Annotated in this window: 15 protein-coding genes, 1 tRNA gene and 1 pseudogene; 10 read left to right on the top strand and 7 right to left on the bottom strand. The window is 73.8% G+C overall.

The window, feature by feature from the left end:
- Window positions 1–77 precede the first annotated feature (77 nt).
- Complete coding sequence (locus EFE23_RS16065) at window positions 78–1,343, top strand: VWA domain-containing protein (RefSeq protein ID WP_123241739.1); 1,266 nt, start codon at window positions 78–80, stop codon at window positions 1,341–1,343.
- Window positions 1,344–1,345: 2 nt separating this feature from the next.
- Window positions 1,346–2,119 (top strand): peptidase, encoded by a 774-nt coding sequence (locus EFE23_RS16060; protein ID WP_123241738.1) that lies wholly within the window; start codon window positions 1,346–1,348, stop codon window positions 2,117–2,119.
- Between the two features lie 52 nt (window positions 2,120–2,171).
- Here the strand turns inward: EFE23_RS16060 and EFE23_RS16055 are convergent, their stop codons facing one another.
- Window positions 2,172–2,441, bottom strand: coding sequence for a hypothetical protein (locus EFE23_RS16055; protein ID WP_123241737.1), 270 nt, complete (start codon window positions 2,439–2,441; stop codon window positions 2,172–2,174).
- Between the two features lie 98 nt (window positions 2,442–2,539).
- On the opposite strand from EFE23_RS16055, the gene EFE23_RS16050 reads away from it, so the two are divergent.
- The 4 genes from EFE23_RS16050 to EFE23_RS28190 all read left to right on the top strand — a co-directional run bounded on the left by EFE23_RS16050 (window position 2,540) and on the right by EFE23_RS28190 (window position 6,047).
- Window positions 2,540–3,196, top strand: coding sequence for a 4'-phosphopantetheinyl transferase family protein (locus tag EFE23_RS16050; RefSeq protein WP_123241736.1), 657 nt, complete (start codon window positions 2,540–2,542; stop codon window positions 3,194–3,196).
- A 75-nt stretch (window positions 3,197–3,271) separates the two neighbouring features.
- A complete protein-coding gene (locus EFE23_RS16045; protein WP_123241735.1) occupies window positions 3,272–4,300 on the top strand; it encodes a hypothetical protein in 1,029 nt (342 codons plus the stop codon).
- Between the two features lie 140 nt (window positions 4,301–4,440).
- Window positions 4,441–4,986 carry an RNA polymerase sigma factor gene (locus EFE23_RS16040; RefSeq protein WP_199737100.1) on the top strand — a complete coding sequence of 182 codons (546 nt, stop codon included), beginning with the start codon at window positions 4,441–4,443 and terminating at the stop codon, window positions 4,984–4,986.
- Window positions 4,983–6,047 (top strand): CU044_5270 family protein, encoded by a 1,065-nt coding sequence (locus EFE23_RS28190; RefSeq protein WP_158675872.1) that lies wholly within the window; start codon window positions 4,983–4,985, stop codon window positions 6,045–6,047. The genes EFE23_RS16040 and EFE23_RS28190 overlap by 4 nt, the downstream gene beginning before the upstream one ends.
- Here the strand turns inward: EFE23_RS28190 and EFE23_RS16030 are convergent.
- Window positions 5,993–6,937, bottom strand: a complete 945-nt coding sequence (locus tag EFE23_RS16030; protein ID WP_123241734.1) for a dihydrodipicolinate synthase family protein — start codon at window positions 6,935–6,937, stop codon at window positions 5,993–5,995. The two genes, EFE23_RS28190 and EFE23_RS16030, sit on opposite strands and share 55 nt — an antisense overlap.
- 71 nt (window positions 6,938–7,008) lie before the next feature.
- Here EFE23_RS16030 and EFE23_RS16025 point away from each other — a divergent pair, with 71 nt between their 5' ends.
- Together EFE23_RS16025 and EFE23_RS16020 are read left to right on the top strand one after the other, a co-directional pair.
- Entirely contained in the window at window positions 7,009–7,908 is a 900-nt protein-coding gene (locus tag EFE23_RS16025; protein ID WP_123241733.1) for a LysR family transcriptional regulator, read from the top strand.
- A 185-nt stretch (window positions 7,909–8,093) separates the two neighbouring features.
- Window positions 8,094–8,285, top strand: a complete 192-nt coding sequence (locus EFE23_RS16020; RefSeq protein WP_123241732.1) for a general stress protein CsbD — start codon at window positions 8,094–8,096, stop codon at window positions 8,283–8,285.
- Between the two features lie 18 nt (window positions 8,286–8,303).
- On the opposite strand, the gene EFE23_RS16015 is transcribed toward EFE23_RS16020, so the two are convergent.
- Window positions 8,304–9,980 carry a YncE family protein gene (locus EFE23_RS16015; protein WP_148058458.1) on the bottom strand — a complete coding sequence of 559 codons (1,677 nt, stop codon included), beginning with the start codon at window positions 9,978–9,980 and terminating at the stop codon, window positions 8,304–8,306.
- Window positions 9,981–10,366: 386 nt separating this feature from the next.
- Here EFE23_RS16015 and EFE23_RS16010 point away from each other — a divergent pair, with 386 nt between their 5' ends.
- Together EFE23_RS16010 and EFE23_RS16005 are read left to right on the top strand one after the other, a co-directional pair.
- On the top strand, window positions 10,367–10,861 hold the full coding sequence (locus tag EFE23_RS16010) for a YcnI family protein (protein ID WP_148058457.1): 495 nt from the start codon (window positions 10,367–10,369) through the stop codon (window positions 10,859–10,861).
- Between the two features lie 251 nt (window positions 10,862–11,112).
- Window positions 11,113–12,063 (top strand): NADP-dependent oxidoreductase, encoded by a 951-nt coding sequence (locus EFE23_RS16005; RefSeq protein WP_199737099.1) that lies wholly within the window; start codon window positions 11,113–11,115, stop codon window positions 12,061–12,063.
- A 111-nt stretch (window positions 12,064–12,174) separates the two neighbouring features.
- On the opposite strand, the gene EFE23_RS16000 is transcribed toward EFE23_RS16005, so the two are convergent.
- From EFE23_RS16000 to EFE23_RS29815, 4 genes and pseudogenes are all read right to left on the bottom strand, one after another.
- Complete coding sequence (locus tag EFE23_RS16000) at window positions 12,175–13,509, bottom strand: low temperature requirement protein A (protein ID WP_233601013.1); 1,335 nt, start codon at window positions 13,507–13,509, stop codon at window positions 12,175–12,177.
- A 24-nt stretch (window positions 13,510–13,533) separates the two neighbouring features.
- A tRNA-Ala gene (locus tag EFE23_RS15995) sits at window positions 13,534–13,607 on the bottom strand.
- Window positions 13,608–13,755: 148 nt separating this feature from the next.
- The gene (locus tag EFE23_RS15990) at window positions 13,756–14,304 is read right to left on the bottom strand and encodes a dihydrofolate reductase family protein (RefSeq protein ID WP_123241728.1); all 549 of its coding nucleotides are present in this window, start codon (window positions 14,302–14,304) and stop codon (window positions 13,756–13,758) included.
- A 100-nt stretch (window positions 14,305–14,404) separates the two neighbouring features.
- Window positions 14,405–14,528: pseudogene (locus EFE23_RS29815) on the bottom strand (divisome protein SepX/GlpR); the annotation flags it as partial.

Raw genomic sequence — 14,528 nt, 5'->3', positions numbered from 1 at the left:
GGCATGCGTTGCATCGACCAGGCTTGATCAACGCACCCGAATGGTCTTCCAAAGTGGATCTCACTACACTTCGCCCGGTGATCAACAAGAGACGATCGGCGGCCGTCCTTTTCGGACTGCTGGCGACGACCGCGCTGATCGGTCCCGTCCCGGCCCGGGCCGACGACGAAACCGCCGAACCACCCAAGGTGGAACTCGTCCTCGACGTGAGCGGCTCGATGCGGGCCCGGGACATCGACGGACGCAGCCGGATATCCGTCGCCCAGCAGGCGTTCAACGAGGTCGTGGACGCGCTGCCGGACGAAACCCAGCTCGGCATCCGGGTGCTCGGCGCCACCTACCGGGGCAAGGACAAGAAGCAGGGCTGCCTGGACACCCAGCAGATCGTGCCGGTCGGCCCGGTGGACCGGACGCAGGCCAAGGCGGCGGTCGCCACGCTGCGACCGACCGGGTTCACGCCGGTCGGGCTGGCGTTACGCTCGGCGGCCCAGGATCTCGGCACGGGCAGCACCGCCCGCCGGATCGTGCTGATCACCGACGGCGAGGACACCTGCGCCCCGCCGGACCCCTGCGAGGTGGCCCGGGAACTCGCCGCCCAGGGCACCCGGCTGGTCGTCGACACCCTCGGCCTGGCGCCCGACGAGAAGGTGCGCCGGCAACTGCTCTGCATCGCCGGAGCGACCGGCGGCACGTACACGGCGGCGCAGAGCGCCGACGAGCTGACCGGCCGGATCAAGCAGCTCGTCGACCGGGCCCGAGACACCTACACCGCCGCCCCGACCGTGGTCGGCGGCTCCGCCGCCTGCGGGAACGCACCGCTGCTCGGCCCCGGCGTCTACACCGACCGGGAGGCGTTCTCCGAGCACCGCTGGTACCGGGTGCCGGTCCGGCCGGGCCAGGAGCTGCGCGCCTCGGTCAGCGTCGCGCTGGACCGGCCGGTCAACCCGGACTACGGGGTGCTGCTGCGGGCGACCGCGTCGGACGGGCGGGAACTCGTCCGGGGCGTTGACGCCGGCAGCGGGCGGACCGATGTGATCGCCACCGGCCTGCGCTGGTCGGCGGCCGAGGACACCCCGGCGCCCGCCCCGAGTGGCACCGTGCCGGCGCAGACCGTGTGCCTGGTGGTCAGCAATGCCTTCGCGCCCCGACCCGGCACCGAGGCCACCCCCGGCATGCCGCTGGAACTGACCGTCGACGTGGTCGCCGCGTCGCCCGCCCCGGACGGGCCGGACCTCGGCCGCGGCTGGGCCCTGCTGCTCCTGCTGAGCCTGGCCGGGCTGGTCACCGGGCTGGTCGCTGGGCTGCTCACCCGCTGGTGGGTCGCCACCTGGAGGGAGAAGTGAGGATGCGTACGCTGATCCGCGCCGCCGCGGCGCTGGCCGCCACCGGGCTGACCCTCACCCCGGCCGCCGCCTCGGCCGCGCCCACGCCGTCGGCGGGGGCGATCACCGTCACCAAGGCCGGCACCTCGTTCCTCACCGCCACCCCCGTCACCGCCGGGCAGCCGGTACAGGTGGGCGCCGCGACCGGGGACCACCTCTACTGGTCATTCCCAGCGGAGGCCGGTCAGGTCCACGGGATCGCCGCCACCATCTCCTTCCCGAAGGGCCGGACCGGTGCGTCCACCTGGACCGTGGACGTCTTCGACGGGCTACGCCGGCGGCAGGCGTGCGCGGCCGGGGCGCAGACGCCCACCGCCGACGCCTCGGCGACCAGCGTCGCCCTCGGCTGCACGCTCCGCCGGGTACGCCCCTGGGCCGAGCCGTGGTCGGGCGATCCGCTGCCCGGCACCTACTACGTCCGACTGGCGGTGACCGACCTGCCCGAGCCGGACCTGGGCCTGCCGATCGAGGTGAGCCTCCTGGTCAGCGCGGACGGCGAGGACGGCACGTCAGGCGACGACGGCCGGCTGACGGCACCGCTGGTGCCGAACACCCGGGCCGGGAAGGTGCTCACCGCCGAACCGGCCCCCGAGCCGGTGGCCGAGGAGGAGACCGACCTGACCGGCTGGCTGCCGGAGCCCGGCTCGCGCTGGGTCTGGACCACAGCCGGCGGGGTGATCGCCGCAGTGGCCGGCGTGGTCGGTTTCGCCCTCACCCGGCAGGCTCGCCGCCCCTGACCCGATACCGGTGGCCCGCGGCTCCAGGGCGGCGGGCCACCGGCGGTGGCCGTCAGGCGGTACGAGGGTTCCGCGGCACCCAGCCGATGAAGCGGTCCTGGAGCGAGGCGGTCGCCGCGTCGCGCAGGTCGTTGGTGGCGGCGGCCAGGCAGGCGCCGAGGTAGACGCTGAGCGAGGCGCGGTCGGCCTGGTACTCGGCCAGCAACCGGCTGCGCTTCGTGTCACAGGGCCAGTCGTCGCCGCACGAGCCGCAGGCCCAGTCCGGGGTGACCGGAGCGTGTTCCTCCGGCCACTGTCCCGACGCATCCGCACCACGCGTCATCGCACTCCCTCTCGCATATGGACATTCTTCGCCCCCGTGTCCTTCCTGAAGCGTTCCGGAGTTCTGCGGCGTTACATCACTGCGGTACCTTCACCACCGTGCGTGACCTCCTGCCGCCGGCGGTCGCGGTGGCGGTGGCCGGCTCCGCTGACTGGGCCGGCACCCTGCTCCCCGCCGAGCGGGCCTGTCTGGGCGAGCGGGCCGTGCCGGGCCGGCGTCGGGACTTCACGGCGGGCCGGGTCTGCGCCCGCCGGGCCCTGGCCGGGCTCGGGGTGCCGCCGGCACCGGTCCCGTCGGCGCCCGACCGGTCCCCGGTCTGGCCGCCCGGCGTGGTCGGCACCATCACCCACACCCGGGACTACTGCGCCGCGGCCGTCGCCCGCGCCGCCGACCTGCGCTCGGTCGGCATGGACGCCGAGCGCCGCCGGGAGCTGAACCCGGGGGTACGCCGGAAGGTCTGCCTGCCCGAGGAGGAGGCGGAACTGGCCCGGCTGCCCGTCGGGGTCCCCTGGCCGACCCTGCTGTTCAGCGTCAAGGAGACCGTCTACAAGGCCTGGTGGCCGGTGGTCGGGACCTGGCTGGACTTCCACGACGCCCGGGTGACCCTCGACCCGGACGCGGGCACGTTCACCGCCCGGATCGCCCCCGCGCGACTCGCCACCGCACCGGCACCTGATCCGCCGTCATCGATAGACGGTCGGTTCACCATCGACGCCGATCTGGTACGCAGCGCCGCCGTTCTGGTACCCCGGTGAGGGCCGGGCAGACAGCTTGCCCAGGACGGGTACCGTCAGTCCGACTGAAGATCTTCGAAGGTGCCAAGGAGTACGGTGAGCCACCCTCAGCCTCCGTTCGGACCGCAGGACCCGAACCAGCAGCCCCCGGAACCGCCGACCCAGCCGTTCCCCACCGCGCCGATACCGCCGGTGCCCGGCAACCCGTACGCCCCGCCGCCGGCCGACCCGTACGCGCCGCCGCCGACCTCGGGCACGCCGTACCAGTCGCAGCAGCCGACCCAGCCGGACCCGTTCGCGCCCCTGCCGCCGACCTCGGGCGCGCCGTACCCGCCGCAGCCGCCGACCTCGGGCGCGCCGTACCCGCCGCCGGCCGCCCCGGGTGGGGGCTACCCGCCTCCGCCGCCGACCTCCGGCGCGCCGTACCCGCCGCCGCCCGGGCAGTTCCCGTCGGCGCCGGGTGGCGCGTACCCGCCCGCGCCGGGCCAGCCGTTCGGGCCGCCGGCGAAGAAGTCCAACAAGGGACTGTGGATCGGCCTCGGCGTCGGGGCGCTGGTCCTGCTGCTGCTCTGCTGCGGCGGCGGGATCTTCGCCATCTACAGCGGCGGCAAGAAGGCGCAGGAGGCGATCGACAGCCTGCCCACCACGGCCCCCACGGCCGCGCCGTTCGACACCCCCACCCCGGAGGAGTCGGACGCGACGCCCGACAACCGTCCCACGGACGGCGAGACCTTCAACATGAAGCCGGGCGACACGCTGATCATCAACGACGACGACGGCACCGTCGAGATCACGCTGAAGAACTTCCGAACCAAGACCGACTCCTGCCAGCAGTTCATGCCCGGGCCGAAGAAGGGCATGTTCCTGATCGCCGACGTGACCGCGAAGGTCACCAAGGGCACCGGCTCGATCAACCCGTTCTACTTCCGGTGGAAGGGCGCGGACGGCAGCGAGGAGAGCGGCATCTCCGGCGCCTTCTCCGGCTGCGGCAAGCTGCTCAACTCGGGCAACAACCTGCCGGCCGGCACCACCCGCACCGGCCAGCTCGTGCTCGACGTCAAGGACAAGAACGGCGTGGTCGAGTACCAGCACAACTTCCGGCCGGCCGGGTCCTGGAAGCCCTGACCACCCCACGCCCCACGACGGGGGTCGGTCCCACCCGGGACCGGCCCCCGTCCGCGTTTCCGGGGTCCGCCGGTAAGGACCGGGCCGGTACCCGCATTACCTGGTGACGGCACACCTCCGGCGACAAGGAGCAGCAGCCAGTGGATGCAGCAGAAGCAGGGGCCCGGTTCACCGAGCTGTACGAGCGACACCACGCCGCGGTGTACGGGTACGCGGTGAGCCGCGCGGGCCGGCAGCTCGCCGACGACATCGTCGGCGACACCTTCCTCGTCGCCTGGCGGCGGCTCGCCGAGGTCCCGGCGACGCCCCTGCCGTGGCTGCTCGGGGTGGCCCGCAACGTGATCCGCGAGCGGTACCGCGAGGAGGTGCGCCAGGCGTCCCTGGCGGCCGAGATGCGGGCCTGGGTCGACGAGGCGGGCGGCGACGTGGCGGACGGGGTGGCCGAGCGGTCCGCCGTCCTCGGGGCACTGGCCCGGCTCGGCGACGCCGACCGGGAACTGCTGACCCTGGTGGCCTGGCATGGGCTGTCCCACCGGGCCGCCGCCCGGGTGGTGGGCTGCTCGGTCGCCACCTTCGCGGTCCGGCTGCACCGGGCCCGCCGCCGCCTGGAACAGGCCGTCTCCACCGCCGACGAGGTCGTCCGTCGGGTTCCGTCCGCGCTCAGTGTGAAGGAGTTCAGCCGATGAGTCGGCGTCGAGATGTGTTGCAGGTGCTGTCCGAGTCCCGCCCGGCGCGGCTGGACCCGGGGGACGGCCGGTTCGATCCGGCGGCCGTCACCGCGTACCCCCGGCCGGAGCCGGACCGGCCCGCGGCCCGGCGGGTGGCGCGGTGCCGGCTGGTGCTGGCGGCCGGTCTGGTTCCCGCGCTGGCGGCGGGGGCGCTCGCGGTGGTCGTGGCGGTACGGCCGGACACCTTCCCCACCCCGCGTCCGCGGGCGGCGGCCCCCTCGCCCGCCCCTGCCACCGCCCGGCAGCTCCTGCTGACCGCCGCCGAGACGGTCGGCGGCACGGAGGTGGGCACCGGTCGGTACTGGAAGACCGTCGTGGAGCACGGCGACGTGCGCCAGGTGGGCCCGTCCGGCGGCCGTTACGACGTCGTCCAACGGATGCGGGTGGACACCTGGTACGCCACCGACCCGGCCGACCGGACCTGGGTGTTCGTCCAGTCGCTCGGCGCCCGGCCGCTGGCCGCCGCTGACGAGGCGGGCTGGCGGCGGGCCGGCTCCCCCACCCGCTGGGGGGAGGTGTCCACCTCGTCCGGGGAGCGGAGGCTGCGTACCCCGGAGGGTCTCGACCCGGCGCGGAACTACCTCCTCGGCGGTCGGCCGGTCACCCTCGCGGAGCTGTCCGGGCTGCCCACCGACCCGGCCGCGCTGCGGGCGGCGCTGCTGAAGCGGCAGGCCGGTGGCAGCGAGAGCGACACCTGGTCCCTGTTCTGGAGTGCCACGCAGCTCGTGCTCGACCTGCCGACCACCCCGCAGGTCCGGGCGGCGGCCTACCGGGTGCTCGCCGGTCTGGACGGGGTGACCGAGCTGGGGCCGGTGACGGACCCGCACGGCCGGAGCGGCATGGCGCTGGGCTACACCCGGCGCGGTGACGGCGGTCTGGCGCAGCTCCGGCTGGTCGTCGACCCGGGTACCGGGCTGGCGCTGGCCCAGGAGTCCTGGGACGCCGGCACGGGGCGGCTGCTCAGCTACCAGGCCGTGGTCGACGCGACCTGGACGGACGCGGCACCGCCGAAGGCGTGACCGGTCCGGGCGGCCGTCCCCGCGCGGGGGCGGCCGCCGTCCGGCCCGTACCGGAGGGCCCGGGCGGTGGCGTCCGGGGTGGCGGGCAGCAGCGGCGGGCGGACCGCCGGCGTCGGGATCCGGCCCTGGGCGTGCAGCACCGCCTTGATCACCGCCGGGTTGGGCTCGGCGAAGAGGGCGCGCGAGAGGGTGGCCAGCCGGTGCCCGAGCGGCCGGGCGCGGGCGGCGTCCCCGGCCTGCCAGGCCGCGACCAGCGCGGCGAAGTCGGCCGTCGCGAGGTGCGCCGAGGCCAGGATGCCGCCGTGTCCGCCGAGGGCGAGCAGCGGCGAGACGTACGCGTCGTCGCCGCCGAGCACCGCGAACCCCGGGGGTACGTCGGCCAGGAGGTCGATGGTGTCCGCGTCGATCCCGCCCACCGCGTGCTTGATCCCGACGACCCCGGGGATCCCGGCCAGCCGGCGCAGCGCCCCGGCCGACAACTCCTGCCCGGTCCGGTACGGCACGTGGTAGACGACCAGCGGCACCGGCGAGGCCCCGGCCAGCCGGGCGAAGTGGGCCAGCACCGCCTCCTCGCCGGGCCGTAGGAACGGCGGCACCAGGCAGAGCGCGGCCGTGACGTCGTCACCGAGCCCGCGCAGCGCCTCGACGGTGTGCGCGCCGACCAGCAGCGCGGCCCGCCGTTCCCGGCAGACACCGGCGACCACGTCGAGCACCGCGCGCCGCTCCGCGTCGCTCAGCGCGTGCGGCTCGGCGGTCGTGCCCAGCGCGACCAGGCCGGCCGCGCCGGCCTCCAGCGCCTCGTGCGCCAGGGCGGTGAGGGCGTCGCGGTCGACGGCGTCCCGCTCGTCGAACGGCGTGATCAGCGGTACGTACAACCCGTGCAGCGTCATGCCTCCAGGCTGCTCGGGTTGACGCGTTAGGACCAGTTCAGGCTGCTCAACGGATCCGTAAGCTGAGCTTCATGCTCGACGTCCGCCGCCTGCGGCTGCTGCGGGACCTGGCCCGGCTCGGCACCATCGCCGCCGTCGCCGAGGCGCACACCTACACCCCGTCCGCCGTCTCCCAGCAGCTCGCCGCCCTGCAACGCGAGGCCGGCGTGGCGCTGCTGGAACGGGCCGGCCGCCGGGTCACCCTCACCCCGACCGGGGAGGCGCTGGTCCGGCACACCGAGGTGGTGCTCGCCGCGCTGGAGGCCGCCGACGCCACCCTCGCCGCCGCGCGCGGCGGGCTCTCCGGCACGGTACGCATCGGCGCGTACCCGAGCGCGGTGCGGACCCTGCTGCCGCCGGCCCTGGTCGCGCTGGCCCGCGACCATCCGGCGCTGGACCTGATGGTCACCGAGCTGGACCCGGTCGACGTGCCGGACGCGCTGCGCGACCGCCGTCTGGACGTGGCCCTCGCGCACGACTACGACGTGGTGCCGACCGCCCCCGATCCGGCGCTCGACTCGACGCCGCTGCTCGCCGAGACCGTTTACCTGGCCGTGCCGGCCACCCTGGTGGCGGAGACGCTGGCCGACGTCCGGCAGGCGGACTGGATCCTGGGCAGCCCCGGCACCCTCTGTCACACGGTGGCGCGGCACGCCTGCCAGCTCGCCGGCTTCCGGCCGACCGTACGGCACCACGCCGACGACTTCACCGCGATGCTCGCCCTGGTCGCCGCCGGGCAGGGCGTCGCCCTGGTCCCGGAGCTCGCCGTCGGCCGGCCACCCGAAGGCGTCCGCCTCATCCCCCTCGACCTGCGCCGCCGTACCCGGATCACGTACCGGAAGGGGGCGGGCGACCATCCGGCGGTGGCCGCCTGCGTGGCGGCGCTGCACGCCGCCGCCCGCGACCACGCGCCGGTTCTCCGCCCGGCCTGAGCTGTGCCGGCTGGTCCGCCGTGCCCTTCTCGCCGCTACGAACCTGACGCCGCGGACGACTCACCTGTCCGACGGCTGACAGCGCGGAACGAGCGCGTGCCGTCGCGGGCGGGTTTTCCCTCGCCCTGCGCGGGGACGCGGGTCGGGTGCGGTACGCGGATCGCCGATGACGGCAGGGAGGCGACATGAGCACCGAGCGGTCGAACGACAACCTCGAGCAGGTGGCCGGCCCGGCCCGGGCCCGGCTGGGTGACCTGACCCGGGCCGAACGGGCCGAGGCGGACCAGGCGGCACGGCAGGACGAAATCCGGGGCCGACAGCCCGGGGAGCACGTCCAGAAGGACGCCCGGGACGCCCGGGACGACTTCACCACCTGAGCGTCGGCGCACCCGGCGTCAGCGAACCCGGAACACCCCGCGCCTCAGCAGGAAGCCGTACGAGGGCTGCGAGACCTCGGCGGGCGCGTACCGGTGGTCCCCGGCGAAGCTCGCGCTGAACGTGACCTGCCGGTGCAACGGGTAGCTGGCGGTCAGCCGCCCGTTGGCGTCCACGGTGCCGCAGGTGAGCGTGACGCGGGGCCGCCGCTGCGGCTGGGCGTACAGGCAGACGGTGCGGTTGTTGTAGGTGGTGCCCAGCTGGGCGGTCACGGTCGAGCCACGGCCGGTGCGCAGGGCGGTCACCTTCGACGTGACGCTCAGCGCGGTGGCGGCGCGCGAGACCTGCACGGTGACGGACCGGCTCGCCGCCGGGTGGGTGGCGTCGCCGGGGAAGGTCACCGCGTAGGTGTTGGCCGCGCCGACCTGCGGGATGTCGGGGAAGGTGAAGGTCCCGTCCGCGGCGGTGGTGACGTCGGGCAGCGGGTGGCTGCCGGCGAGGTCCTGCTTCACCACCCGCAGCGTCCGCGGCGTCGACCCGGGCGTACCCGGGAAGCCCAGCGTCCCGCTGACGGTGAGCGTGGTGGCGCGGGCGCTCGCCGCGGGCGCGGCGAGCAGGAGCGAGGTTCCGGCGGCGGCGAAGTCGGTCAGCCGCAGCAGTGCCGGGTTCTGGCCGTCGGAATCGGTGGTGACCACGTAGAGGGTGCGGCTGTCGGCGCTCACCGCGAGGCCCTGCCGGTCGAGGTGGCTGCCCGGCGGGACGACGTACCGGCGGACCAGCGTCCCGTCCGGCCGCTCGACGTGGATCGTGCCGCTCTGGCTGGCCCCGAGGACGACGTAGGCACCGTCCGGCGAGGTCGTCACGGCGGTCGCCCAGCTACCCGACGGGTAGCTGCCCGCCGGCGACAGGTCCGTCGTCGAGTACGCGACGTGCGTGGTGGCCACCACGCGGGAACTGGTTTCCGGGTCCCACAGGTAGGTGCAGCCGAGGATCACCCGGTCGGCCGTCAGCGCGGCGTTGTGCAACCCGGTGCAGGTCTCCCCCGGCAGGGACGCCACGCGCGACGGCGTGCCGGACGACACGTCGTACAGGGCCGGCTCGCCCGAGATGGGGAACGAGACACTGGACCGGTTGGTCAGGAGCAGCAGGTCCGGGTTGGCCGAGGTGCCGCGCAGCAGCGGCGGGTAGTAGTAACTCCCGTCGAGCGGCAGGTCCAGCGCCAGCACCGGCGTCGGCCCGCGCAGGTCGAGCGAGCCGAGCTTGCCCTTCCCGACCTGGCAGCCGTGGCCGATGTAGAGCTTCCCGCCGGCCGGGGCCAACCAGGTGGGGCAGGTGGAGCTGCCGAGGCCGTAGCGGCGTTGCACGGTCAGCGTGGTGGTGTCGACGGCGGCGACCGCGTCCGCGTCGGCGAGGGCCACGTAGAGCGTCGAGCCGTCCGGGCTCAGCGCCATGCCGCTGGCGCCCGGCAGGTCCGGGATCGTCCGCTGCGCGCCGCCGGCCAGGTCCGTCACCCGCACCCCCGAGCGCTCCCGGCCCAGGCTGAAGAAGAGATGACCGCGCGCCGAGTCGACCACCATCTCCGCGTACGCGTCGATGCCGAGCCCGGTCGCGCCCTCCGCGTACGCCGGGCCGGCAGCCAGCGGCGCCACCACGCCGAAGGCGCCACCGAGCGCCGCGACCATGAGACGCGCGAACATCCTGACCCGCATCCGGCTCCGCCCCCGTTGAGAAAGATCGAAACAGTGTGGGCAGGAGCGTAGCTGAGGGGTGCCGAGCCCCCCGACCCCTAGCTCCGGACGGGCGGCATCGTGGTCGGGGCGCACTGGTTCTGGGGTCGGCGGCAGCCCCGGTCCGCCGGCGAGGTTCGTACTGCTCAGGGCACATCCAGCGAGGTGCTGGAGCCGGTCGTCGGGTACGGGTCGGTCCGCCGGCGATCGGTCACCGCCCGCCAGGCCGAAGGCAGCAATCTGAGCGAAGACGCGGCCCGGCCGCCTCTCCATGCTGGGTCCGGTGCCGAGCCGAGGTGGACGGGCTGACGGCGACGAGCACCTTGAGCCTCTGGAGGAAACGAGTGAGCAAACTGATGCGACGGGTCGCTGTCGTGCTGGTCGCCGCCGCCGTGGCGATCGGCGTCGCCGCGGTGCCGGCCAGCGCGCACGTCGTGACCACACCCAACACCGCCGACACGAAGTTCTTCCACACCGCCTTCCGGGTCGGCCACGGGTGCGCCGGCTCCCCGACCACGGCGGTGCGGGTGCAGATCCCCGAGGGCCTGCACCTCGTCACCCCGGATCCCGTGCCAGGCTGGGAGGTCCAGGTGACCCGCGCGCACGGCCAGGGCCACGGCTTCGGGCGGATCACTGAGGTGGCGTGGGTGGGCGGGCCGCTGCCCGACCACGACGTCCAGCTGTTCGGGCTGGGCTTCCGGATCGGCCGGAAGGCCCCCGAGGTGCTGTGGTTCCCGACCGTGCAGCAGTGCGAGGTCGGCGAGAGCGACTGGGTGCAGATCCCGCCCAGCGTCGAGGAGTGGCACAACGTCCCGAACCCGGCCCCGTACGTGATCAACACCGCCTGGTGACCGACGCCGCCCTCGGGGACCCCGCCGCGGCGGGCATCCCCGAGGGCGACCGGTGCCAGGCCGCCGGCACGCCCACGCTGCTGCCCCGGAGCCCCTGATCCAGCGCGCTTCTGCGCCGAAGGGGCAAGGGTTACGGAAGTCCGACAGCGCGCCGCCGAACCGCCAGATGATGCGGGAGTTGGCCCGCGGTTCATCCCCCAGGGCGGCCGGCGGGCTGGTCGACATGCCGAGCGGGAGGAAGCAGCGGTCGGATGAGCACGATGCACGCGGTGAGAGCTCACACCAGAGGCGGGCCGGAGCAGCTCGTGTACGAGGAGGCGCCGCGGCCTGAGCCGGGGCCCGGTGAGGTGTTGGTGGCCGTGAAGGCTGCCTCCATGACACCCACTGAGCTCACCTGGGCGCAGACGTGGACGTACAGCTCGGACGGGTCAGGACCTGAGCGCACTCCGATCATCCCGTCGCATGAGTTCTCCGGAGTCGTCGCGGCGTCCGGGACGGGGGTGGAGAGCCCCACCGAGGGGGCGGCCGTCTACGGCTTGATCCCGTTCAACCGCGATGGCGCCGCCGCCGAGTACGTCGCCGTGCCCGCGGCCGTCCTGGCGGCCAAACCCGCCACCGTTGACCACGAGCACGCCGCAGCGCTCCCACTGGCCGCGTTGAGCGCCTGGCAGGCACTGGTGGACCACGCCGACCTGCGGGCCGGCCAGCACGTGCTGGTGCAGGGCGGCGCCGGCGGCGTGGGGAGCTACGTGGTGCAGCTCGCGGCCGGTCTCGGTGCTCGCGTGAGCGCCACGGCGGCGGCGGCCGACCTGGAATTCGTCAAGGGCCTGGGTGCCGAGCGGGTTATCGACTACGCACACGACCGCTTCGAGGATCATGTCCGCGACGTGGACGTGGTCGTTGATCTTGTCGGCGAGGCCACCCAGTCCCGATCCTGGTCAGTTCTGAAACCCGGCGGCGTCCTGGTCTCCCTCGTCGCCCCGCCCGACCAGCAGGAAGCGGCCCGTCATGGCGTTCGCGGAGTGTTCTTCGTCGTCGAGCCCGACCGGAACGCGTTGCGGTCCATTGCCGAGCTCGTCGATAACGGCCAGTTGAGGCCGGTGCTGGACCGCGTGTTGCCCCTCAGCGAGACGCGCTCAGGTTACGAGGCACTCGAGACGGCCAAACGCCGCGGCAAGATCGTCATCCACGTCGCCGACTAGTCACTGCCGTCGGTGCCGCTGTGGGCACCTGCGGCCCGCTGGAGTTCCGAGACGTCAGGTCTCGGGGCGTGTGCGCCAGATCGGTGTCAGGACCTGGGTGGCCCTTCCCGGCTAGCCGGGTGGTGACGGCGGCTCCGGCGGGCGTCTGCGGGCGCGAACTGCGTCGGTTGCGGCGATCCCGGTCAGGACGAGGGCAGCGGCGGCGGCGACCACGACCGGCGGCAGGGGGAGCATCACCGGGATCAGGGCGGCCAGCGCGAGGACGCCGATCGGTCGGGACCAGGACACGCGGCCGAACACCGCGTGCTCGAAGCGGGCGCGCCCGGCCAGGTACAGCGCGGGTCCGCCGAGGATGACGACGATCCACGCCGGTGGGGTGTGCCCAAGTGGATGGGCGATGACAAGTTCATCGCCGACGGCCGCGGCGACCACGCCGGCCACCATGGTCAGGTGGGCGTATGACGCCGATCCGGCGAGGCGGACCGGGTCGGCAGACACGGCGATCGCTTCCGCCAGGACCTGTCCGGCGCGGTATATGTAGATCCGCCACAGCAGCACGGCGGTCGCGATCGACACGGTGAACGCGGCGACCGCGTCCAGCGCGAAGCCGCTGCTGCTCAGCGCCAGTCCGGTGACCAGGATCAGCTCGCCGAGCGCGATGATGAAGAACTGCCGGTAGCGCTCGGCCAGGTGCTCGCCCGAGATCACCAGGTCCTGGCTGGGCGTACGGCCCGCCCCGGGGGTGGGGAAGCCGATTCTGCCTGCCGTGTGGTCGAGGACCACCGCGAGTGCCCACAACGCGACACGTGCCGTCCCGTGCACGAGCGCCCCCGCGATCCACGGCAGCGCCGACAGGCCGTACCAGAACAGCCCGCGTACGGCGTGGCGCTGAAACTCCTGGGCACGCAGAACGGCCACGAGGACGAGCCCGCGGCCGAACTGGATGGCGACGTAGGCGCCCGCGAAGATCAGGCCCGTGTCCCCGAACGCCTCGGGCACCGCGGCCGCCATCACCAGGCTGCCGACCATGGTCGCGATGACCAGCCCCTGGATCACCAGTCGTTCCGGGTCCGTCCGGTCGGTCAGCCATGCGGTGCTGGACCAGACCCACCACATCGCCCCCAACAGCACCAGCGTCCGGAAGGCATCGCTCCACCTGAGATCCTCCGCCAGGCCACGCGAGAGCTGAACGAGCGCGAGGACGAACACCAGGTCGAAGAAGAGTTCCAGGAACGTGGCCCGCTCTGGATCCCCGGCTTTCCGGACCAGTTCGGCCGCCCCGCTCGTCGTCATCGGCTCGCCCGTTCTGCCCGTTCTGCCCGTTCCTTTCCAGGTCTGTGGGCATTCTGTCATGCGGCAGCGGCGGTGACCGTGGACCTGCCGCCGCAGACTGGATCGAGCGACCCGCGTTGCACCTGCACTGGATCGAAAAAGGCCGTCTCCCACCAGGGAAACGGCCTTTGAACTGGGTGGAGCTGAGGGGATTTGAACCCCTGACCCCCTCGATGCGAACGAGGTGCGCTACCGGTCTGCGCCACAGCCCCTCCGCTGGCGTACCAGCGTCGGTCCCACCCGGCTTGCACCGGGCGGGCCGGCGACAAGGCTAACAGGTCCGGCCCCTCCCCCGCGAACCACCCCACCGGATGAGGGGATCTTGGCAGGGGAAAGGCACCCAGAGAGCCCCAGACCTTCCTAGGCGGGCGCGTACGCCAGGTTCAGCACGCCGCTCTTGAAGGTCTCGCTGCTGAGCAGGCGCAGCGGGTACGTCGGCGCCTCCTCGAACAGCCGCTGGCCGCTGCCCACGGCGATCGGGTGGACCAGCAGGCGCAGCTCGTCGAGCAGCCCGTTGGCCAGCAGCCACCGGACGGTGGTGGCGCTGCCCGACATCGCGATCTCCCCCTCGGACCGCTCCTTGATCTCCCGCAGCCGCGCCGCGACGGAGTCCCCGGACAGCACCGTGCTGTTCCGCCAGGTCGCCTCGGTGAGCGTGTTCGACAGCACGTACTTCGGCACCGAGTTGATGAACCCGGCGAAGCCGCCGTCGTCGCCGTCGGCCTTGTTCGGCCAGTACCCGGCCCAGTCCTGGTACTGCTTGCGGCCCATCAGGAACGCGGTGGCCCGCTCCACGCCCCGGCCGACCGCGGCGCCCATCTCGTCGTCGAAGTAGGGGAAGTGCCACTGGTCGGGCCGCTCCACGACACCGTCGAGCGAGATGAAGAAGTTCGACACGATCCTGGCCATGGTGTGCTCCCTGTGCTCCGGTGGCGGCCGGCCCTGCGCCGGCCTTCACCAACCCGTCGAACGACCGCCGCCGGATTCGACATCCGGCGGACAGATTTTTTCAGGCGCCGCGGCCGGACTGGTAGGGCCGGCCCCGCAGGCCGCCGGCCCGGCGGTAGGAGACCGAGCCACCGCTCGCCGCCGGCGGCAGGTCCGCCGGCCGGTCCAGGCCCATCGCGGTACGC

The organism is Micromonospora solifontis, from assembly GCF_003725545.1.
In the GTDB taxonomy this organism is placed as follows: domain Bacteria; phylum Actinomycetota; class Actinomycetes; order Mycobacteriales; family Micromonosporaceae; genus Micromonospora; species Micromonospora solifontis.
The sequence above is the reverse complement of the archived record's forward strand: the minus strand, read 5'-3'. Positions and strand labels throughout refer to the sequence as shown.